Source organism: Paramylibacter ulvae (genome assembly GCF_014652655.1).
Taxonomy (GTDB): domain Bacteria; phylum Pseudomonadota; class Alphaproteobacteria; order Rhodobacterales; family Rhodobacteraceae; genus Amylibacter; species Amylibacter ulvae.
Genome location: NZ_BMZF01000010.1, coordinates 1 through 17,003 on the forward strand (window position 1 = coordinate 1; position 17,003 = coordinate 17,003).

Consider the following 17,003-nt stretch of genomic DNA (forward strand, 5'->3'; position numbering starts at 1 on the left):
CAAACGCAACACCATCAATCAGCGCCGCTTGCAACACTTCAGAAAAGCGGCATAATCAAATCAACGACGAACCAGAGCCTCCATTAATTTATAAGCTCACGTGTTCCAATTTATCTGACGACGGACAGAGTTATTGCGCCTTTCATGCGTTGAAACGAATTTACTGCAACAGAGTGGCTGAGCCAAGATAATATGGCGCTTTTGAAGCAAACATGGGCGGCTCTGGCTGTTTTGGGTTGGGGATCAGCCTCGATCGCAGGCAGTTGCCTGCCACCAGTGTCGCCATGGATGCCCACCGATCCCGATGATGTCAGGGCATATGCTGACCTGTTGAGGCGTGATGCTGAGGCGTATTTTGCCGAAGTCGAGCAGTACTTCCGTTGTCAGGATCAGGAGCGGCGAGAGGTCTTCGAACAAGCGCGCGAGGTCAGCGAAGGTTACGCGCGCGTTTTGGAGCTTCAGGGCCGCGTGAGGAAATGACGCCCGTCCTCACTGTAGAGAAAGCTGCCGTTCAAAAACGCGGCGGCGAAGGTCGCCAAGGCGGACGAAGCGCCCTTTCGCGGCGGTTGCGCCAAGGTCGGTTTTGAGGGTTTAGTCTCCGTCAAGAACGGTTGTTTTCGCCGGTGACAGAAACGTATGGGTTTTGGCTATCCAGCGACAAACAATGCGTGCCCGGCGTTCATTGCAAAGAAGCACGCTGACCCAGTCATGGCCATCAACATCAGTATAGCGATGCGCGTTGTGCTGCTGCGACGGAAACGCGCCCATCTTGTTTCGCTTTCCTCTCGATACTCTTGCTGTCCTGACAATGCCCATCCTCGCCATGCCCAGTACAATGCTAAGGCGAAAGCAAAGATTAGCAGGCTTGTTGATCCCAAGCGCGCCGAACTCGGAATTACGCCCACCAAGAACAGGAACACGCTCAGGACTAGAGCGACTACAGCAACGGCTATCGTCGGGAGGCTAAATCCAAGATACCTTCTGAATTCATCGATCCACGTTTGATCCGGCCTTCGATAGGCTAGAGCTGCCCAACTCGCATCGAACACATCGAAAACAAAAAGACCAATGACAACAGTCATTACGATCATCAAGCCTGACAGAACACCGACTTCGCTCCAAGTACCCGCGAGTATGGCCGTGACGAATGAAATCAAGACCCCAAGAACGAAGCGGATCGCAGCATGGGTGCGAGCTCCTGTATCCCAGTACGCCTTCGCTCGCGCCCCGAGATACAGAACCATAAGAACAAATACATCGCCCCAGTGTTCTGAAAGCTCGATATTTAGATTGAGAAATTGAGCGATTTTTGCAGCAATGAGCTCGGCAATTGGTTGCAAAGGTGACATCAAGGCTGACCTGAACCATTCATAGTAGTCGAGAACGATTTGCAGAGCTGGAGCAAGTCCAACATCTAGAGAATGCTGAACAAGCAAAGTGATCGACAGGGCTCCCGCCAAGAGACCCATCTTTCCAGCAATAGACCAAACAGCGTTCCACATTGTCAGTATATGGTGACGAGCATGAGGCCTTGCAAATTCTGACTAGCCCCCCCTGCCACAACTGGTGCGCCAAAAACGGTCGTTTTTGTCATATTTGATGCTGACGCCGGAATTGCTGAAAAATCCTGTGCCACAAACCCTTGGCAAAACTGCCTTTGATTTTGTCACGTTTTTGGCCACGCTCCACGGAGCAGACATTCGTGCATCATGCAGCATCCGGTAAAGTGGGCTCCATCCGGTCATTCTCCGCCTTGCAGCATCTTGGCCTCCGGTAGCGATATTGGCTGACACTCACGGCCCAAACCGGCCGTTGCCGCTGGCGTCAAGCGCTGCAATGCAGCTTCACCAGACCGGACCTTCGCTGCGATTGCATGATCTAGGTGCCATCGAACCGTCAGTCTGCAGGACAAAGCGCCAATTCGCTGAGTAGGCGCCAATGGCTGGTCTTGGCAGTTCACGACATGCGGGCCAGAAGCATACCTCAGCTATCAATCCCGATAGCAAACCCAGCCTTTGAATGTGAAGCCAGCATAGAAGAGTTGGACATCATCAAAACCGGCTTCGCGCAGGACGGCCACATCCTCTTCGGGTGAGAGTACTGGAAGACGTTCTTTCATGACCTGGATACCCTTCTCAGCCTTTGCAGGGTCGGCACCGCGCGAAATTAGCAGATCAGCATTGCGGCGAAGCCACAAATCGCGCTGTTGGTGCGATTGCGGAAAGCTGTGATGCGCCACAACAAATGGCGCGCCCGGTCGCAGGCGGCGGTGCACATCGCGCAAAGTGCGCAAACGTTCCTTCCGGTCGAGAAAATGCAAGGTCAGCAGACATGCCGCGCCGTCAAAAGGACCATCGGGTGCGTGCTGGATATAGCCTTCATGAAAGGTAACGCGACCCACTTGGTCGCCCAAAACGAGGCGAGCCTGATCGATCATGTCAGCGGCAGGGTCTACACCATCGAACCGCCAGTCCTGTTGCATGTCGACAAACGCACGCAGTTCGAGGCCACCGCCCGCACCCAAGACCAATACCCGACCATCCGCAGGGACACGCTCAGCCAGCAAGAGACCGGCCATATGGTGCATATCGCGCAGGCCCGGAATGTGTCGCGCGACACGGTCCCCATAGCCAGATAAGTCATCAGAATTTGTATCGACCGCCATCATTTCTCTCCATCAATTTCCATATTGGGCACTAGCGGCCAACCGTGACATCGAAACCGAAACGCGTCGGCAGCCTTGCGTTCTGGGATCTAGTTTAGCAAGCCATCGACAAGGCAGCGGAACGCTTCGACGGCCTTCGGATGAACGGCCTTCGGATCGTCACTGCCAGCAATCCACAACGCAGCGTTCAAGGCAGCACCATTGATCAGACGCGCAGCGGCCTCAGGGTCAATCGGCTTCATGATACCTTCGGAGACAAGCCGCCCAACCGTCTGCTCGGTCGTCCGAAGACAGGCATTCTGACTGGGCCACTGCGACGGATCTCCCAGAAACGCCGGTCCATCAAGCAAGACAATGCGCTGCACTTCGGGCTCAAGAGCCATTTCGATGTAGGCCGCACCTTCCGCCAACAAACCATTCCAGTCATCGCCTACCTTATGACCGATCTCCCAGGCGCGCGATGCCATTTCGCCATCGATCTGGTTGACAACTGCTGCGAGCAACCCGCGTTTGTCTCCGAAGTTGTGATAGAGCGCACCGCGCGTGAGTCCGACGTCCGCCGTCAGTTCATCCATTGACGCCGCTGCATAGCCTTTGTCGGCAAAGGCCTTTCGGGCGGCCGCAATCAGCTTTGAGCGATTCTCTTCCATCAGTTCGGCGCGCCGTCCAGCCATCCCATACCCCCATTTCTTCACATACGTCACGTATATGGATTGACATACGCCGCGTGTGATTCTACTTCATATACGCCACGTATATCAAAATTGAATGCTGCCTGTGAAGCTCTTCGAGCGTGAAACCGCGAGCCAGCACATCAGGCTGAACAAAAAAGGAAACCACCATGACAAAACCACACCCCGTTTTCCAGAAGGTCGGCACGCGCTCTACGAGGCGCACGGCTATTCCGCCGCTATACAGTCCGGCGACCTGCTTTTTGTCTCGGGCCAGGTTGGCATACGACCTGACGGAACTCCCGAACCTGTATTCGCAGATCAAGTCCAGCGTGCCTTCGACAATCTCAAGGAAACACTGGCCGCGGCTGGGTGCACTTTCGATGATATCGTCGATGTCACCTCGTTCCATACTGATCCTGAAAATCAGATGGAAGATATGATGTCCGTGAAGAACCGGATCTTTGGAAAGCCGCCTTTTCCAAACTGGACCGCTCTCGGCGTGACGTGGCTCTCCGGTTTCGATTTCGAAATCAAGGTCATCGCCCGTATACCCGAAACGAGCTAAGTAGAGGCGCAACGGCCGGTTTCCTGCGGAATTGGTCGTTTGCACACCGCCCAGAATCGGTCACTCTGGGCTCACTCCAGACCTTCTCCGCAATGCAGGATGTGCCAAAACTCAACCGTTTCTGTCACCTGCGGAATCAACCGATTTTGGCTCAAAAGTTCTGTGAGGGGGTTTATGTTCGCTGAGCGGACTTCAGTCGCTTTCGCCACATAATTCCCCAACCGCTGCTTATGATACGATCCTGCCCCCTCCCGGAATCGACCCCTTCCAACGCCCAACGAATGCGCATATCACGGGCGAAGGCCGACGCCCTTGTCAGGGGAGGTCTTGAAGGCAGTGATTGTCGGCATCTTCGACCCTCAGCCCTTCATACTTTGGTTTTCTGTATGCGCTTTGAAATTGTCGAGGATCGCTTGCCAGCCGTCACGCTGCATGTCGATGGCATTTTCGGTTTCGGCGTCGAAGGTGGTTGTAACCTTTGTGCCCGATCCCGCCGCCTCGAACGTGGTGCGTGCCTTACGTCCGTCTGTCATCGCCAGCGTCAGGGCCTTCTCTGGTTCCATTTCCTCGTATGTCGCCTCGAAATCGAAACCCATGCTGCCGTCTTTGGCTTCCATCCGTGCCCGGTGCGCGCCGCCGATGCGCAGGTCGGTTTCTGCACTCGGGCAACACCAGTCATCGGATGCAAAATTCCACTGCATGATGTCGGCAGGTGAAGTGTAGGCCTGCCAGACATGCGCGACCGGCGCGTTGACAGTGGTGCTGATGGTGATCTTCTGGTGCGTCATGGTCATGCCTCATTTTTTTGAGGTTTGTTATTAAGATCAACGACCTGTTCAAAACCGCCAAAGATCATCCGCGCGCCATCAAACGGCATCGGGTTTTTTGCGGGATCCATGCGTGGATCAATCTTTTCAGGGGCATTCATCCATTCTGCAATTTTGGCATGTGCGGCGTCGCGCGTTGCCTTGTCGGGCCATTCGATCCAAGCAAATGCAACTGTTTCGTCAAGCGTGGCCTGCACCGCTTTGGGAAAATCCGTGACCTTGCCGTCTGGAACATCGTCGCCCCAACACTCGACAACACGAAGCGCACCAAGCTCGACGAATATGGGATCAATCAGGCTGGCATGATCGATAAATTTTTGCCGGTTTGAAGTTGGAACGGCGATTACAAAACCCTCTACGTATCCCATGTTGGTCCCCCGTCAGCTGCTTGCAACCGCCGCTTCCAGCGCGGCAATGTCGATCTTGTGCATGGTCATCATCGCCTCGAAAGCGCGCCTAGCCTTGTCAGCGTCATCGCCAGTCGTCAGGTCCAGAAGAAGGCGGGGCGTGATCTGCCAGGAATGCCCCCAGCGGTCCTTGCACCAGCCGCAGGCGCTTTCCTTTCCGCTGTTTTCCACGATGGCGTTCCAGTAGCGGTCGGTTTCTTCTTGCGTTTCGGTGATGACCATGAACGACACGGCTTCGTTCGGGGTGAATACCGGCCCACCGTTCAGACCGACAAATCGTCGTCCGCAGACGGTGAACTCAACCGTCAGCTCATCGCCTTTCTTGCCGCCCGGAAAATCGGTGGCAGCAAGGTTTATGCGCTCGACGCGGCTGTCGGGAAAGGTTGCGGCGTAAAAGTCGGCGGCCTTCTTTGCTTCGCCGTGGTCATACCACAGGCAGTTCACGAGTTCGGGCATGAATTTCCTCCATTGTTAGGGGTAAGCAGCGGTTTCAGCCTCCGATGGTTGCTGACTCGGCGGATGGTTGCCAAAGTTCTACAGGATTGCCTTCCAGGTCGTGGATACGCGCAAATTTGCCCACTTCGCTGTTCCATTCTGCCTTCTGGAAAACCTGGATATTGTTCGCTTCAAGCTGTGAAATCATCGCGGACAGATCATTGACCCGGAAACAAATCATCCATTGCTGGGTCGATTTCCCGAAATAGTCTGTCGCCGCGTCGAAGGGAGAGAAAACCGTCTGGCCGCTTTCCTGAACCCAGGTTCTTTTCGAAATATCGACACCGAGGTTCCTTTCATACCAGTCAATGAGTGACTTTGGATCATTTGCACGAAAGAACACACCGCCAATACCTGTAACCTTCTGCATATTGTCGGTCCTCCAATCTCTACGATCTGCATCATTGTGCTGATAGACTCGTTGCTTCAAGCCAGTTTTTTCAACAGCTTGTCGAGACCGGAGAGGGTGGCTTCCATGCCTTCCTTCATGCCCATATCTATGACCTGTTGCAGCGCCTCGGGAGTCTCGTAGGTCGAGATTATCTGCACGAGTGTGCGCGGGGATGTGTCCTCGAACGTAACATCCCAGGTCGAGACGGGCATGTCGCGATTGATGCCGCCATCCACGTCGCTGAAAGCATCCTGCGCGTGATAGCCGTCTTTCGGCGTGATCGTCTTGTAGTCGAAGCGAACCCAGTGTTCGTTTCCGTCTGGATCGACCATCGCAAAATGCCAATGCCCGCCTTCCTCGAAAGCCATGGATTTGGTTTTGGCCGTGAAAGGCTCGGGGGCGAACCACTGATCCAGCAAGTCGGCCTTTGTATAGCAGTCCCATACCAAATCCTTCGGCGCATCGAATTCGCGCCGGATCGTGAGCCGGTTGGTCTGCATATCGGTTTGAAATGTGTAGTGGAGGTCGGGTTTCATCTGTCTTTGTCCTTCAGTTGTTCGAGCAGGTTATCGAGTTTTCGGTAACGCGAGGTCCATTGCCTGCGCTGTTCCTTGAGCCAGTCCTCAACGGCCGCATATCGCTCGGGGTTGAGTTCGCAGGTTCTGACGCGGCCAACCTTTTCGGTGGTGATCAAGCCTGCATTCTCCAGCGTCCTGATGTGCTTCATGAACGGAGGCAGTGCCATGTCGAAGGGAGCGGCTAGGTCGCTGACCGAGGCCGGACCATCACCAAGCCGTCGCAAGACCGCCCTGCGGGTGCTGTCCGCGAAAGCAAGGAAAACGGTATCAAGTTCGGGGCTATTGTTATCCATGGGGGTAAGTATAGAGTGATTCATTACTTACCACAAGAGGTAAGTTTTGATTGTAGTTCCAAGAAACAACACCAGCCATTCATGTCCGCCGCAGCATCCTGCAATTTGGGCTCATTCCGGCTCTTAGCCGCGATTTGCACCAAGGTCCGGTCCTGCCTGTTGCTCTGGGCAGATTGTCGATCGAAGCAGGCCGTCTTCGTGCAGCGCGGCCTGCGTGTCGCCGTTATCCCACAGATAAAGTAGGCCGATTTCGACGCCTGTTTTGATGCACGTAATGCGGCCGATGGCTTCGGCTGTTGTGCGACCACTCTCAAATTCGGGCAAAACTAGCCCCTCTCGTTAAACAATTTCTTGGGAGCGACCTCGAGAGCATGCGCGATCCGCTCTAGAACATCGATCGATGCTGAGAATTTCGCGAGCTCGATCTCGCTGATATAGCTGCGATCCAGGTCAGCAGCTAAAGCTAATTGTTCTTGGCTCAATCCTCTGGAATTTCTTAGATTCCGAATATTTAACCCTACTGTTTCCCTCAATTTCATGGCCTGTATTCGGCCAGATCACAAGAATTGCTCTACGGAATATATTCCACAAAATGCGCGCGAGTGGATCTAATCCCTTGCTCGCATATGGTGTGCGGGGCGAAGTTGGGCAACAACCATCAATATTATAGTAATGAAGTCGAAAGGCGCTTATTGATATGTGGCTCAAATCCATCCGAAATTTGCTTGGCGGGGTCGCCATAAGTGTCGTTTCCAGCTTGGCTCCGCAGGCAGCAAAAGCCTACCAAGTTGATTGCGCCATTCTGCTTTGCCTGGCTGGCGGGTGGCCAACTTCAGCAGAATGTGCCCATGCTCGTGCGGTTTTCATTAGGCGGATTACGCCTTGGCCGATCGAGCCGCCGTTGCAAATTTGGCGCTGCCCGATGGGTGTTTCTGAGCGGGTGCCTTTGCAAAGCACGGCCCCAAAGATCTGGGAGGCCAGCAACCAAACAGGTCAGACGCTCGGCCAAGTCATTCTGGCACAGATGGCTGAAGGCGGTGCCGATATCGACATCAGTGGTCTGGAATTCGATTTCGTGCGCTCGATCCGTGTCTGGGATGTTCGATACTACAGCCATCGCGAACGCGGTCGCGACGATGACTGCTCTGAGAGCTACAATATTCGCCTCGGGACCTATGGCACGCAGGGCGAATTCGGATGGCAACGCACGACACCGGCGGCCGCCCCGCAGTGGGTGCTGCCGTCGCGGCGCTGTTCGTCATCGAATTGGCGACGCGGGGTTGGCGTTGAATGGGAAGATCACGAAGGCAACCATGGATACGAGTGGGTGGCCTACTAAGGCTATTCCCCGATATCCTTCATGCGTTCCGATATATCGCCCGCAATACGCTCGTATAGGGCGGCTTGCTTGTCTCTGGGTGAGCCCGGTTGCGGGCTTCTCCGTCGGATTCGTTTGGCGAGCCAGAATAGCATTCGGGCTGCGGGGTCGCTAATGTTTTCCGGGACCGGCGCGGGGTAGTTTTCTTCAAGGACCGCAACGACCTCAGCGTTCATGCTACGGTGGTTGCTCTCGGCTGCAAGCCGTATCCGGTCACGAAGGCCATCCGGCAATCGCACGATGAACTTGTCCTGATTTTGAGCACTTTGTTCTGACATGGTGGCACTGTGCCATAAAATTCGATTGACGCAATAGTGGCTAAGTGCCACTAACGGGACATGTTTTCAACCTGGAGGCGTTTCATGAATAGTCGTAAACCAATGCAGCTTCGGCTTCCGCAAGAGCTCAAGGAGTGGATCAAGGCGGAGTCCGATCGCAATGGCAACTCCCAAAACTCTGAAGTTATCCGAGCCATTCGCGCGGCGAAGGACAGGCGTTCCGCACTCGGTTCAATTGGAAATATCAATATGAATCAGTGTGATAATGCGCGTTGTTAACGAGGTGAGAGAGGTGTCGAGACGATGACCAAAGCAAGTGCACAGACAAAAGCGAAACAAGCGGCCTCAGCCTTTATCCGCGAGGCGCGGGAGGCAGGTTGGCAGCGCGCAAAGTTCGAGATCAAGCCTGATGGCAGTGTCATCGTCGATGCGAATATGGTCGCGCCAGAGGCCGCCGACGACTTTCTCAACAGCGACTTGAGAATGGGCGAATGACCCGCAATAGCCTGCCAAAATACGTCTATAGTGACAGGGGTTACCTACGGTTCATCCGGCGATCGCGCGGCATCTCCGTCATGATGCACGAGGAAGCGGGCACACCGGAATTTTGGGATCACTACAATCGCTTGCTGAAGGGAAAACCAGCGCCTGCGCCGGTGAAGCGCAATTTTGAGGCGTTGATTCTTAGCTACTACGAGAGCGACGCCTACAAGAAGCTGAAGCCCCGGACGAGATCCGATTATCGGCGGTACATCAGCCACATTCGCGAGATCTGGGCCGACAAAGACCCGGCTAGGATCGAAACCCACCACATTTATGAACTGCACCGGGCAAATGCGGATCACTGGCGGCAAGCCAACTATCTCGTCCAGGTCATGGTCGTCTTGATGAACCACGCCCGTCTGATTGGTTTTATCAAGAAAGAGCATGGCAATCCGGCGAAGGGCATTCCGCTCTTCAAGCAGCAAAGCGACGGGTGGGAGCCTTGGCCAGACGATGTTCGAGCAGAGTTCGAAGCGCTGGCTTCAAAGCGTGCGCGGCTGGTCTATGAGCTTTGCGTTGGTACAGGTCAGCGCATTGGTGATGTCGTGAAGATGAAGTGGGCGCACTTTTCGGATGAGGGATTCGATTTCACTCAAGGCAAAACCGACAAGCCGCTGTGGATCCCGCTCACGGATCGCCTCAAGACCCATCTCGACGGACTCGCGCGAACGGATGGTACTGTCGTGACCGACCCCAAAGGTCGACCGGTGAGCTACCGCATCGTTGCGGAGGAAATGCGCACCATCAAAAAGAAGATGAAGCATGAGAAGGCGAGCTACTACAAAACCCACGGGCTCAGGAAAAATGCGACGATCGAGCTCTATCTAGCTGGATGTGATGACGAGATGGTCAAGGCGGTCACCGGGCACTCAGGCGTTGAGATGCTGAAAAAGTACGGCGGACCGATCCGGCAAAGGGAGCTCGCGAAGCGCGCTCAAGAGGCGAGAAATCAAATGGAACGAAGCAAGAGCGAAACGTGAAAGTTTCAACGGTTGTTTCAAAAATGGCAGTGAAGGAGAAGAAGGATGACGCAAGTCATTGATTTTAATGGAGGCGAGTACCGGAATCGAACCGGTGTACACGGATTTGCAATTCTTGTACACTTTGAATTGGTCCAATAAAATAAGGGCGCAATAGTCACGCTATTTTCATGTGTACATAATTGTGTACAGATTTGTTGGTGAAGTTTTGCAATATTTAGCTCTGCTGTCGACTAACAAGGCGGTTCAAAATAAGCGATGTGGCGAAGTGATTTGGAAGATCCTTTTAAGGATATAGGGCCATGTTCGACTCCGTTTGCTATAACTATAACGGACTTTTTTTCCATAAATAGTTCAGTCAAAAACTTCCACCGATCTTTGTCCCTTTCGGTTGGACCAAAACGCAAGGCAGCTTCATATCCTAAAATTTTATCTGCGTTGTCGTTGATGCCATACATCGGGCCAATATATAATTCGTTTGAATTGTCAGGTACCCACCGCACGGTTTTCCCAGTGTCAAACCTAAAGAGAAGTTCAGCCTGTTTAGTTTGTGGAAGAGGTTTTGAAATATAAGCAGTAAACGTTGGCCCTAAAAAATCAGAACCAGGTGGAGGACAAGCAAATGAAAGACTTTCATCGCCGGAAAGTGCAACTTGATTTTCGAACGCGTTATGCCAATTTGCAAACGCTGTATTTGAGAAAAACAAAGCTGAACTAATGGTTGCTATTGAGAGAAAATTAATGTGCATCTATAATCCTTACTTTGAAGTCCAAAAAGTTTATATTGCGACATTAATGACTTAAGTTGGCCAAAAGCAATATAGGTGAAAAGGTTTTAGTATTTAAATAAAGTTATAAATTTCGCCAAACGAGCTTAACCTCGCATTTATGGATGATCCGCTGCGAAGGAAGCTGGATTTCAAATTACCCTACCCAGCTAAAGTAGCGAGCGATGTTAAAGGGCAAGGAAATATTAATTGGTTTCTTTTGCAGGGTGCTTTAATAGCTATACGACTTGATGATCTAAAAATTGACGCGGACGAAATGGCACCCATATTAAGCAAAAACGAATTTATCAACAAAATTCTCGTCGGAGATGCAGTGTCTACAATGAAAAAACTTCCGCAAGGATGTGTGGATATTGTGGTGACATCGCCTCCTTATAATTTGAAGAATTCGACGGGTAACGGAATGAAAGATGGGCGTGGTGGAAAATGGTCTAACGCTGCACTGATGGATGGGTACGCCAATTATAACGACAATATGCCACACGATGATTATGTAGCTTGGCAACGCAAGTGCTTAACAGAAATGATGCGTGTTGTAAGCGATGATGGAGCTATATTTTATAATCATAAATGGCGTGTACAGGCGGGATTGCTGCAAGATAGGAGTGATATAGTTGAAGGTTTTCCAGTACGCCAAATTATAATTTGGCGTAGAAAAGGTGGATTTAATTTTAATCCGGGATATTTTGTACCTACTTACGAAGTCATTTATTTGATTGCAAAAAAAGGTTTCAAACTTGCCAAAGGTGGAAACTCGCATGGAGATATATGGGAGTTTACGCAAGAACAAAAAAATCCGCATCCGGCTCCATTTCCAGTCGCGCTGATTGACAGAATAATAACGTCCACAAATGCAAAGACCGTTTTAGATCCTTTTATGGGTTCTGGCACTACGGCCATTTCTGCAAAATCCCACAATAGAGATTACGTTGGAATTGAGCTTAGCGAAAAGTATGTTGTGCACGCAGAAGAACGAATCAAAAATTATTTTGATGAGGCTGATGAAATAAGCACAGGTCAAAAATAGCGAACCAAGTGTTTGCTGGCGCGTTTAACTATTGGGGTGTCTATTTGGCGACACTTAGTACAAGTAGTTCATGTCGTTTTTTACAAAATACTTTCATTCTACCAAATTGTTAGTACCTTTTTTTAAAGCAAAGCTTTTTAAAGAGATACTTTATGCAACAAGATAATGAATTTTCGAAACAGAAATTATTAGCCAAGCTAGATGAAATTGTAGGGGTCTGGCATTCAGGTACACGAGAAGGAAACGATGGAAATGCTGGGCATACCTTCGAAGACTTAATGGGAATAACTGAGAATAACCTTTCAATACCAGATTTTGGGATATTTGAAATTAAGACCCGACGGGTAGAAGCTGGTAGTTTGATAACCCTATTTCACAAAGAGCCTAAACCAGCTGCAACTATTCCAAAGTTAATAGTCGCAATGGGATGGCCGCATAAAAATCCAAATAATAAATATCCGGCTGGAGAAATGAGTTTTCGCTCTACTACGGCATCAGATCGGTATTCTGTGCGTGGCTTTAGAGTAGTGTTGAGTGAGGGGCGGATATCCTTAGAATTTAATAAAAATAAAGTAGCATCTGACACGATCGACCAAACTGGGCAGTACAAAACGTATGGTGATTGGCTAAGCGACATTGAGCAAAGGAACCCTCATTATCAATCCTTATTCCCTATATTTTGGGACGAAAGCAATTTCATTGCGAAATGTGTTGAAAAATTAGACAATACACTTTTTGTTCAATGTAAAAGTAAAAATGTAGGCGGGCGGATGATGTATATGTACACTGAAGCTGTTCTTCTAAAGGGGTTTAAACCAAAACGATTAATAGAGCTATTTACCAGCGGAGGATTATTCATAGATTTTGACGCACGTACCGGCCACAATCATGGAACTAAACTGCGAGTTAAGCTTTCTAAAGTTGCTGAACTGTTCGAAACACATGAGATAGTAGGGTGATTTGCAGGAGTCACCTATTGTTCAAATAAGTTCAATAGCGCTACGTAGTTTGTTCTCATTGAAATCAATGTAATTCATAGTGGTGCTTATGTCTTTATGTCGCGCTAGTGCCTGAACGACACGTACACTAATACCTTTATCCGCTAACTCAGTTAAGAACTGTCGTCTGCCGCTATGAGAACTTGCACCTCTAATGTTTGCGAGTGCGTAGAAACGTGCAAATAAATTGACAATGGTCTGTGGGCTGAAACCACCTCGTTTGGCGCTGAAAAACAGCGCTGCGTTAGGTGATATGATATGCTGTGGGTATTGGGCAGCAAACAGACACAGAGCTATTGTCAGGCGCTTGCTGACTAGCACGGTGTTTCCCTCACTACCTTTTGTTTGTCCCGCTTTTAAATAGATGGTGTTGCGTACTTTTCCGGTTTCATCAAATACATCACCAACTCTTAGTGAGGCAATTTCACATGCCCTAAGTCCGGCTAAAAAACTAAAAGCAAATATCGCATGGTTTCGTGCGCTGTAGCGGTGTGAATTGATTATTGCGGTAAGTCTTTTTTGTTCCGCTTGAGTTAATAGTTTTGCTTGTTTCATACGTCATCCAATATGTGTTTATTTACCGCAATGTATTGTAATTTCACATATTTTGGAAAACGACCTAAAAAGCCATTTTGGTTAAGTTGTTGTAATTTAACACTTATCGTTACATATGTTATAGAATGTGTATTATTTAACATTTGTATTCTATTAAATGTTAAATTTGCGTATTAATCACCCAATTTCTTCTAGTACATATTTTCAAACTTAGCCTGTGCGCTTCCCAGCTCGACTTAGTGTTTGAATTATGTCGTGCATTGCAGCCTCAATGCTTAAATTGTTTCCGAAGTGCTTTCAATGAGCAAACGAGCTTTGCTGCTTTTACACCAATTTTGACTTAGCTCCTTCACTGCTACTAGCTCGTCAATATCAATCAATAGGATTAAAATGTACTGTAGTAATTTCACTAAGTGTTCCTTTGGTTTGGCACATATTTTTGTAATTTTACATTGGCAACACCGTAGGATTTGCAACAAATGTGGATCTGTTGCATCTGACATTTCGCCCGGCTCACTTCAGTCAGCATTGCTGTTTTTCAGTGTTGTGCAGAACATGCTGCTATTTTTTTTTTGAAGTTCGCCTACGCGAATTTTCTATGATGATTTCATTTTTTTCTTGCTGTTTAAGCAATCTACGAATGCGATGTAAGGAATTTGACGACATTGCAGTTGGCTTGCGATGTGTTGCAGGTAAGTAAAGTGTATTTTCTCCGAGTTTAGGGTACTCGTGTAAGCAATAGCGAGTGGCTCCTTTCTTGCTACGAATTTCGTCAATTATTAAATGCTCGTACGGTACGCTATGTTTGCTGGTGGCTTCCCATAGACACTTAGCGGTCTTGCAGAAAAAATCGATTTGGCAGTTTGGTTTTGCAAGAAAGTGAAAATGAATATTGCTGCCACTTTTTCCGGTATGATAAAATACGAAACGTTCTATTCTATTGTTGTCTTTGACTAGGTTAGAACCCAAATAGGTTCTGTCTAATCGGTTAAAGAAATTGTTTATGTCCTTTTCAGCGATTTCTTTTGAAATAGAGTGCCCATCTAAAAACTTTAGGGTACCAAATACCTGCCAGTTTTTATCATTTAGCCAATCGATTATTGCCTCTTGTTGTTTGTAACTGTTTGAGTGGTTCATTGGGGCTTCTTAATCCTTCATTCATTTATTTATCATTTGTAAATCAACGGTACTGCAGCCAGCGAAGTAACCGAAATGAGGTGGCAAATTGAAATGAAATTGTCTGTATGCTGCAGTTTTATATAGGCAAATTATTCGGTAAACTGTCGCAAGCAACAAGGCAGACTTTCTTTGTCACGTCTGCAGTTCCCTAAAGAGACAATGTTGCTAATTTGGTGATTTTTGCGTTCACGCGTAAATTAAATAGGTTATGTCAAATTTGAATATGGCGATTTAATTGGACTAAATGCATATTGATTTATTCAAGCTTGGTTTTCTTCTCTGCATAATAGGAACGCCCACTGTGTGTATCAGCGTTCAATAGAGGGCTGTATTTACTATAATATTTTTCGATCATTTTTATGCTGGTGCCTAGTTGGCTAGCTAAATTAGCGGCTGATACTCCACGTGTTAAATCTTGCGTCGCGTAGAAATGGCGCAGGCTGTAGAGTGTGCGAGTTTTACCGTCAGCGCCAATTCTCAAGCCTAACTCGTCAAGTAATGCATCGAAGGAGCGCATAAGGTTGCGGAGTTTTGCTACATTACCCGTTTCAGTCGTAAATACGAACGCTTCACTTTTACTAGCAAGAAGGTGATCAAAATCACCGACGCTTGTGACCGGATTTAGTTTTCGTTGCCTATCCAAATAACCTTCCACTCGATCACGTGCAATGAGAGAACGTGTTCCTGTTTTTCCATCGACGCTTAACGCCAAATACGTCTGCCCTTTGCTTTGGTGCCGTGCAATATTTTTCCACTTTAAGTTAAGTGCTTCAGTGCCATGTCGCACACCAGTATTCGCTAAAAAAAGTACGTAGTTGCGCAAAGTTTTACGTGTTGCTCTTGTTGATTTGTTGTCGGTTTTTTGGTGCCAAGTTCTCAATTCGGTATAGATTTGAATGTACTCGTCTATTGTAAAGCTTCCCCTACTTTTACTTTTAACACCATTATTTAAAAGTTTTGGCCTCAATGTACCTAGCATCCAGCCATGTTTTTCGGCGGTATCAAAAACCTTTCCGAGTGCTGCATTATGATTGTTGATCCCACTTTTGCTAAATTTCTGATTGCCGTTGTTTTTGGTTCGCCACAGATCAAAATTTTCGAGCGAGTTATAACTAATTTTATCTATATTGGTTTTGCCAAAGTATGGAATTAGCCATTTTTCAAGCGCTGAAATATAGTCTTTGTAGGCCTTTTTTCCCGCCTTTCCATCTAGTTCAGCGTTTAGAGTTTCAATGAGAAAGTTAGCCACGTCTTTAAATTTTTTTGTGTTAACTGGCAGCCCATTGTCTATACGAGCTTTGATTTCGTATCGAAATTCACGCGCTATATCTTCGGCGTCTTCCAAAACTGTAGTCTTCGTACTTTTTATAATGCGTTTCCCGTTGGGCAGAGTAATACGTGCTTGCCAGCAGTTACTGCCTTTGCGCTTATCTAGTCTTAAATTCTTTGCAATTTTTATAGTTTTCAATGCGGAGTTTACCTTAAGTTATTGATTTATAACAATATTATATCACATTATTGATGTAAAAACAACAAGTTTACTACGTATAAACGTTCGGCATTTAGATTCTATGATTTTTTGTTGAGAACTGTTGAGAGGTATTGTGTACAAACTGTGTACGTAAAGTTCGGAGCTATATTTAGTTAAATTTCAGTGATTTTTTGCAGAAATTACTAGATTTAGTGGAGGCGAGTACCGGAATCGAACCGGTGTACACGGATTTGCAATCCGCTGCGTCACCACTCCGCCAACTCGCCGCCGTAATGGTGTTTCGTGGCTATAGCAATGCCAGACAGGGCGTGCAAGATGTTAAAGTAGCCAAGAAAACAATATCGTGGGTAAAATTTGAATTGTGGCCACAATTGCGATCACTGAGCGCGAAAATATTGATTTAAAACGGCGCCAAAGAATGACAAGCAGAACGACGCATAATGCATATTCTAACATTTCGATAGTTCCGCCAAAGTGGCCTTTGTCCCAATAACTAAACGGGCTGTGAAAAACCCAATCGGTGAGGGGCCAAAAATGTTGGCGTGCATCATCATGATGAAGTGGAAAATCAAAACACAGATGTAAAAAACCACCGCCACCCAATGCCCAAAGCCAGTGTTTTTTTAAATAAACGCCGATTGCGATGATAAGTGCCCAGACAAAAAAAGAATTGTCCACGGCAAAAATGGAGTGCCATTGTTGGGAAAAATATTGTTCGCGAAATATGTAACTGAACGAATTTTGGTCGATAAATCTGCTCCATGCGACCAAAGCATAGAGAGAAAAATCAGGTAAAAAGCCACCTGCGATTGCCCCCAAGGTAACTTTCGGTTTATCTGGCCGAGCAAACACGGCGGCGGCCAGAATTAAATGTGCGGGCGTATTCATGT

26 protein-coding genes and 1 tRNA gene are annotated in these 17,003 nt (G+C 48.5%); 9 read left to right on the forward strand and 18 right to left on the reverse strand.

Translation table 11 applies throughout. The annotated features are described in order from the left end of the window. Positions 1 to 192: 192 nt before the first annotated feature. Positions 193 to 480 (forward strand): hypothetical protein, encoded by a 288-nt coding sequence (locus IE094_RS13665; RefSeq protein ID WP_229802354.1) that lies wholly within the window; start codon positions 193 to 195, stop codon positions 478 to 480. Positions 481 to 647: 167 nt separating this feature from the next. Here the strand turns inward: IE094_RS13665 and IE094_RS13670 are convergent, their stop codons facing one another. Continuing rightward, on the reverse strand, positions 648 to 1,502 hold the full coding sequence (locus tag IE094_RS13670; RefSeq protein ID WP_229802355.1) for a hypothetical protein: 855 nt from the start codon (positions 1,500 to 1,502) through the stop codon (positions 648 to 650). Positions 1,503 to 1,566: 64 nt separating this feature from the next. Between IE094_RS13670 and IE094_RS15560 the strand changes: the two genes are divergently transcribed. Next, the gene (locus IE094_RS15560; RefSeq protein WP_229802356.1) at positions 1,567 to 1,725 is read left to right on the forward strand and encodes a hypothetical protein; all 159 of its coding nucleotides are present in this window, start codon (positions 1,567 to 1,569) and stop codon (positions 1,723 to 1,725) included. A 265-nt stretch (positions 1,726 to 1,990) separates the two neighbouring features. Here IE094_RS15560 and IE094_RS13675 read toward each other — a convergent pair whose 3' ends face one another. After that, the gene (locus IE094_RS13675; RefSeq protein WP_229802357.1) at positions 1,991 to 2,668 is read right to left on the reverse strand and encodes a class I SAM-dependent methyltransferase; all 678 of its coding nucleotides are present in this window, start codon (positions 2,666 to 2,668) and stop codon (positions 1,991 to 1,993) included. A gap of 86 nt (positions 2,669 to 2,754) precedes the next feature. After that, complete coding sequence (locus tag IE094_RS13680; RefSeq protein ID WP_189641278.1) at positions 2,755 to 3,339, reverse strand: TetR/AcrR family transcriptional regulator; 585 nt, start codon at positions 3,337 to 3,339, stop codon at positions 2,755 to 2,757. A gap of 94 nt (positions 3,340 to 3,433) precedes the next feature. Here IE094_RS13680 and IE094_RS13685 point away from each other — a divergent pair, with 94 nt between their 5' ends. Further along, on the forward strand, positions 3,434 to 3,904 hold the full coding sequence (locus tag IE094_RS13685) for a RidA family protein (protein WP_189641279.1): 471 nt from the start codon (positions 3,434 to 3,436) through the stop codon (positions 3,902 to 3,904). Between the two features lie 359 nt (positions 3,905 to 4,263). Here IE094_RS13685 and IE094_RS13690 read toward each other — a convergent pair whose 3' ends face one another. The 8 genes from IE094_RS13690 to IE094_RS13725 form a co-directional block, all read right to left on the reverse strand. Continuing rightward, positions 4,264 to 4,698, reverse strand: coding sequence for an SRPBCC family protein (locus IE094_RS13690; protein WP_229802358.1), 435 nt, complete (start codon positions 4,696 to 4,698; stop codon positions 4,264 to 4,266). Beyond that, positions 4,695 to 5,099: a DUF1428 domain-containing protein gene (locus IE094_RS13695; protein ID WP_189641280.1), complete on the reverse strand. Its 405-nt coding sequence runs from the start codon at positions 5,097 to 5,099 to the stop codon at positions 4,695 to 4,697. Before IE094_RS13695 ends, IE094_RS13690 begins: the two co-directional genes overlap by 4 nt. A gap of 12 nt (positions 5,100 to 5,111) precedes the next feature. Further along, positions 5,112 to 5,594 (reverse strand): VOC family protein, encoded by a 483-nt coding sequence (locus IE094_RS13700; protein ID WP_189641281.1) that lies wholly within the window; start codon positions 5,592 to 5,594, stop codon positions 5,112 to 5,114. A 34-nt stretch (positions 5,595 to 5,628) separates the two neighbouring features. Continuing rightward, positions 5,629 to 6,003, reverse strand: a complete 375-nt coding sequence (locus IE094_RS13705; RefSeq protein WP_189641282.1) for a VOC family protein — start codon at positions 6,001 to 6,003, stop codon at positions 5,629 to 5,631. A 56-nt stretch (positions 6,004 to 6,059) separates the two neighbouring features. Next, positions 6,060 to 6,560, reverse strand: coding sequence for an SRPBCC family protein (locus IE094_RS13710; protein ID WP_189641283.1), 501 nt, complete (start codon positions 6,558 to 6,560; stop codon positions 6,060 to 6,062). Further along, positions 6,557 to 6,895, reverse strand: a complete 339-nt coding sequence (locus IE094_RS13715; protein WP_189641284.1) for an ArsR/SmtB family transcription factor — start codon at positions 6,893 to 6,895, stop codon at positions 6,557 to 6,559. Before IE094_RS13715 ends, IE094_RS13710 begins: the two co-directional genes overlap by 4 nt. Before the next feature lie 123 nt (positions 6,896 to 7,018). Further along, entirely contained in the window at positions 7,019 to 7,219 is a 201-nt protein-coding gene (locus IE094_RS13720) for a hypothetical protein (protein WP_106607238.1), read from the reverse strand. Between the two features lie 2 nt (positions 7,220 to 7,221). Further along, the gene (locus IE094_RS13725; RefSeq protein ID WP_189641285.1) at positions 7,222 to 7,434 is read right to left on the reverse strand and encodes a helix-turn-helix domain-containing protein; all 213 of its coding nucleotides are present in this window, start codon (positions 7,432 to 7,434) and stop codon (positions 7,222 to 7,224) included. Positions 7,435 to 7,592: 158 nt separating this feature from the next. On the opposite strand from IE094_RS13725, the gene IE094_RS13730 reads away from it, so the two are divergent. Further along, entirely contained in the window at positions 7,593 to 8,234 is a 642-nt protein-coding gene (locus IE094_RS13730; protein WP_189641286.1) for a hypothetical protein, read from the forward strand. 2 nt (positions 8,235 to 8,236) lie between these two features. Here the strand turns inward: IE094_RS13730 and IE094_RS15645 are convergent, their stop codons facing one another. Beyond that, the gene (locus tag IE094_RS15645) at positions 8,237 to 8,551 is read right to left on the reverse strand and encodes an Arc family DNA-binding protein (protein ID WP_138162252.1); all 315 of its coding nucleotides are present in this window, start codon (positions 8,549 to 8,551) and stop codon (positions 8,237 to 8,239) included. An 84-nt stretch (positions 8,552 to 8,635) separates the two neighbouring features. Here IE094_RS15645 and IE094_RS13740 point away from each other — a divergent pair, with 84 nt between their 5' ends. Genes IE094_RS13740 through IE094_RS13750 form a run of 3 tightly spaced genes read left to right on the forward strand, consistent with a single transcriptional unit; the run spans position 8,636 to position 10,074 of the window. Continuing rightward, a complete protein-coding gene (locus IE094_RS13740; protein WP_189641287.1) occupies positions 8,636 to 8,830 on the forward strand; it encodes an Arc family DNA-binding protein in 195 nt (64 codons plus the stop codon). A 24-nt stretch (positions 8,831 to 8,854) separates the two neighbouring features. Continuing rightward, positions 8,855 to 9,046: a hypothetical protein gene (locus IE094_RS13745; RefSeq protein ID WP_024096637.1), complete on the forward strand. Its 192-nt coding sequence runs from the start codon at positions 8,855 to 8,857 to the stop codon at positions 9,044 to 9,046. After that, positions 9,043 to 10,074 carry a site-specific integrase gene (locus IE094_RS13750; protein WP_189641288.1) on the forward strand — a complete coding sequence of 344 codons (1,032 nt, stop codon included), beginning with the start codon at positions 9,043 to 9,045 and terminating at the stop codon, positions 10,072 to 10,074. The genes IE094_RS13745 and IE094_RS13750 overlap by 4 nt, the downstream gene beginning before the upstream one ends. 233 nt (positions 10,075 to 10,307) lie before the next feature. Here IE094_RS13750 and IE094_RS13755 read toward each other — a convergent pair whose 3' ends face one another. Further along, the gene (locus IE094_RS13755) at positions 10,308 to 10,823 is read right to left on the reverse strand and encodes a hypothetical protein (RefSeq protein ID WP_189641289.1); all 516 of its coding nucleotides are present in this window, start codon (positions 10,821 to 10,823) and stop codon (positions 10,308 to 10,310) included. A gap of 139 nt (positions 10,824 to 10,962) precedes the next feature. On the opposite strand from IE094_RS13755, the gene IE094_RS13760 reads away from it, so the two are divergent. Next, positions 10,963 to 11,889: a DNA-methyltransferase gene (locus IE094_RS13760; protein ID WP_229802359.1), complete on the forward strand. Its 927-nt coding sequence runs from the start codon at positions 10,963 to 10,965 to the stop codon at positions 11,887 to 11,889. A gap of 152 nt (positions 11,890 to 12,041) precedes the next feature. Next, positions 12,042 to 12,848, forward strand: a complete 807-nt coding sequence (locus IE094_RS13765; protein ID WP_189641290.1) for an MvaI/BcnI family restriction endonuclease — start codon at positions 12,042 to 12,044, stop codon at positions 12,846 to 12,848. Positions 12,849 to 12,869: 21 nt separating this feature from the next. On the opposite strand, the gene IE094_RS13770 is transcribed toward IE094_RS13765, so the two are convergent. From IE094_RS13770 to IE094_RS13790, 5 genes are all read right to left on the reverse strand, one after another. Continuing rightward, positions 12,870 to 13,442, reverse strand: coding sequence for a tyrosine-type recombinase/integrase (locus tag IE094_RS13770; protein WP_189641291.1), 573 nt, complete (start codon positions 13,440 to 13,442; stop codon positions 12,870 to 12,872). 561 nt (positions 13,443 to 14,003) lie between these two features. After that, positions 14,004 to 14,579, reverse strand: coding sequence for a hypothetical protein (locus IE094_RS13775; protein ID WP_189641292.1), 576 nt, complete (start codon positions 14,577 to 14,579; stop codon positions 14,004 to 14,006). A gap of 298 nt (positions 14,580 to 14,877) precedes the next feature. After that, positions 14,878 to 16,089: a tyrosine-type recombinase/integrase gene (locus tag IE094_RS13780; protein WP_189641293.1), complete on the reverse strand. Its 1,212-nt coding sequence runs from the start codon at positions 16,087 to 16,089 to the stop codon at positions 14,878 to 14,880. A 216-nt stretch (positions 16,090 to 16,305) separates the two neighbouring features. Then, positions 16,306 to 16,379, reverse strand: a tRNA-Cys gene (locus IE094_RS13785). A gap of 52 nt (positions 16,380 to 16,431) precedes the next feature. Further along, positions 16,432 to 17,001, reverse strand: a complete 570-nt coding sequence (locus IE094_RS13790; RefSeq protein WP_189641294.1) for a cobalamin biosynthesis protein CobQ — start codon at positions 16,999 to 17,001, stop codon at positions 16,432 to 16,434. Positions 17,002 to 17,003 lie beyond the last annotated feature (2 nt).

What these genes read in the sequence shown, in the direction of transcription:
- IE094_RS13670 (WP_229802355.1), bottom strand. Translation starts at nt 1,502, where the DNA reads ATGTGGAACGCTGTTTGGTCTATTGCTGGAAAGATGGGTCTCTTGGCG.
- IE094_RS13690 (WP_229802358.1), bottom strand. Translation starts at nt 4,698, where the DNA reads ATGACCATGACGCACCAGAAGATCACCATCAGCACCACTGTCAACGCG.
- IE094_RS13790 (WP_189641294.1), bottom strand. Translation starts at nt 17,001, where the DNA reads ATGAATACGCCCGCACATTTAATTCTGGCCGCCGCCGTGTTTGCTCGG.
- IE094_RS15645 (WP_138162252.1), bottom strand. Translation starts at nt 8,551, where the DNA reads ATGTCAGAACAAAGTGCTCAAAATCAGGACAAGTTCATCGTGCGATTG.
- IE094_RS13770 (WP_189641291.1), bottom strand. Translation starts at nt 13,442, where the DNA reads ATGAAACAAGCAAAACTATTAACTCAAGCGGAACAAAAAAGACTTACC.
- IE094_RS13665 (WP_229802354.1), top strand. Translation starts at nt 193, where the DNA reads ATGGCGCTTTTGAAGCAAACATGGGCGGCTCTGGCTGTTTTGGGTTGG.
- IE094_RS13680 (WP_189641278.1), bottom strand. Translation starts at nt 3,339, where the DNA reads ATGGCTGGACGGCGCGCCGAACTGATGGAAGAGAATCGCTCAAAGCTG.
- IE094_RS13740 (WP_189641287.1), top strand. Translation starts at nt 8,636, where the DNA reads ATGAATAGTCGTAAACCAATGCAGCTTCGGCTTCCGCAAGAGCTCAAG.
- IE094_RS13695 (WP_189641280.1), bottom strand. Translation starts at nt 5,099, where the DNA reads ATGGGATACGTAGAGGGTTTTGTAATCGCCGTTCCAACTTCAAACCGG.
- IE094_RS13685 (WP_189641279.1), top strand. Translation starts at nt 3,434, where the DNA reads ATGCTGCCTGTGAAGCTCTTCGAGCGTGAAACCGCGAGCCAGCACATC.
- IE094_RS13675 (WP_229802357.1), bottom strand. Translation starts at nt 2,668, where the DNA reads ATGATGGCGGTCGATACAAATTCTGATGACTTATCTGGCTATGGGGAC.
- IE094_RS13725 (WP_189641285.1), bottom strand. Translation starts at nt 7,434, where the DNA reads ATGAAATTGAGGGAAACAGTAGGGTTAAATATTCGGAATCTAAGAAAT.
- IE094_RS13745 (WP_024096637.1), top strand. Translation starts at nt 8,855, where the DNA reads ATGACCAAAGCAAGTGCACAGACAAAAGCGAAACAAGCGGCCTCAGCC.
- IE094_RS13705 (WP_189641282.1), bottom strand. Translation starts at nt 6,003, where the DNA reads ATGCAGAAGGTTACAGGTATTGGCGGTGTGTTCTTTCGTGCAAATGAT.
- IE094_RS13775 (WP_189641292.1), bottom strand. Translation starts at nt 14,579, where the DNA reads ATGAACCACTCAAACAGTTACAAACAACAAGAGGCAATAATCGATTGG.
- IE094_RS13755 (WP_189641289.1), bottom strand. Translation starts at nt 10,823, where the DNA reads ATGCACATTAATTTTCTCTCAATAGCAACCATTAGTTCAGCTTTGTTT.
- IE094_RS13715 (WP_189641284.1), bottom strand. Translation starts at nt 6,895, where the DNA reads ATGGATAACAATAGCCCCGAACTTGATACCGTTTTCCTTGCTTTCGCG.
- IE094_RS13760 (WP_229802359.1), top strand. Translation starts at nt 10,963, where the DNA reads ATGGATGATCCGCTGCGAAGGAAGCTGGATTTCAAATTACCCTACCCA.
- IE094_RS13700 (WP_189641281.1), bottom strand. Translation starts at nt 5,594, where the DNA reads ATGCCCGAACTCGTGAACTGCCTGTGGTATGACCACGGCGAAGCAAAG.
- IE094_RS13765 (WP_189641290.1), top strand. Translation starts at nt 12,042, where the DNA reads ATGCAACAAGATAATGAATTTTCGAAACAGAAATTATTAGCCAAGCTA.
- IE094_RS13750 (WP_189641288.1), top strand. Translation starts at nt 9,043, where the DNA reads ATGACCCGCAATAGCCTGCCAAAATACGTCTATAGTGACAGGGGTTAC.
- IE094_RS13710 (WP_189641283.1), bottom strand. Translation starts at nt 6,560, where the DNA reads ATGAAACCCGACCTCCACTACACATTTCAAACCGATATGCAGACCAAC.
- IE094_RS13730 (WP_189641286.1), top strand. Translation starts at nt 7,593, where the DNA reads ATGTGGCTCAAATCCATCCGAAATTTGCTTGGCGGGGTCGCCATAAGT.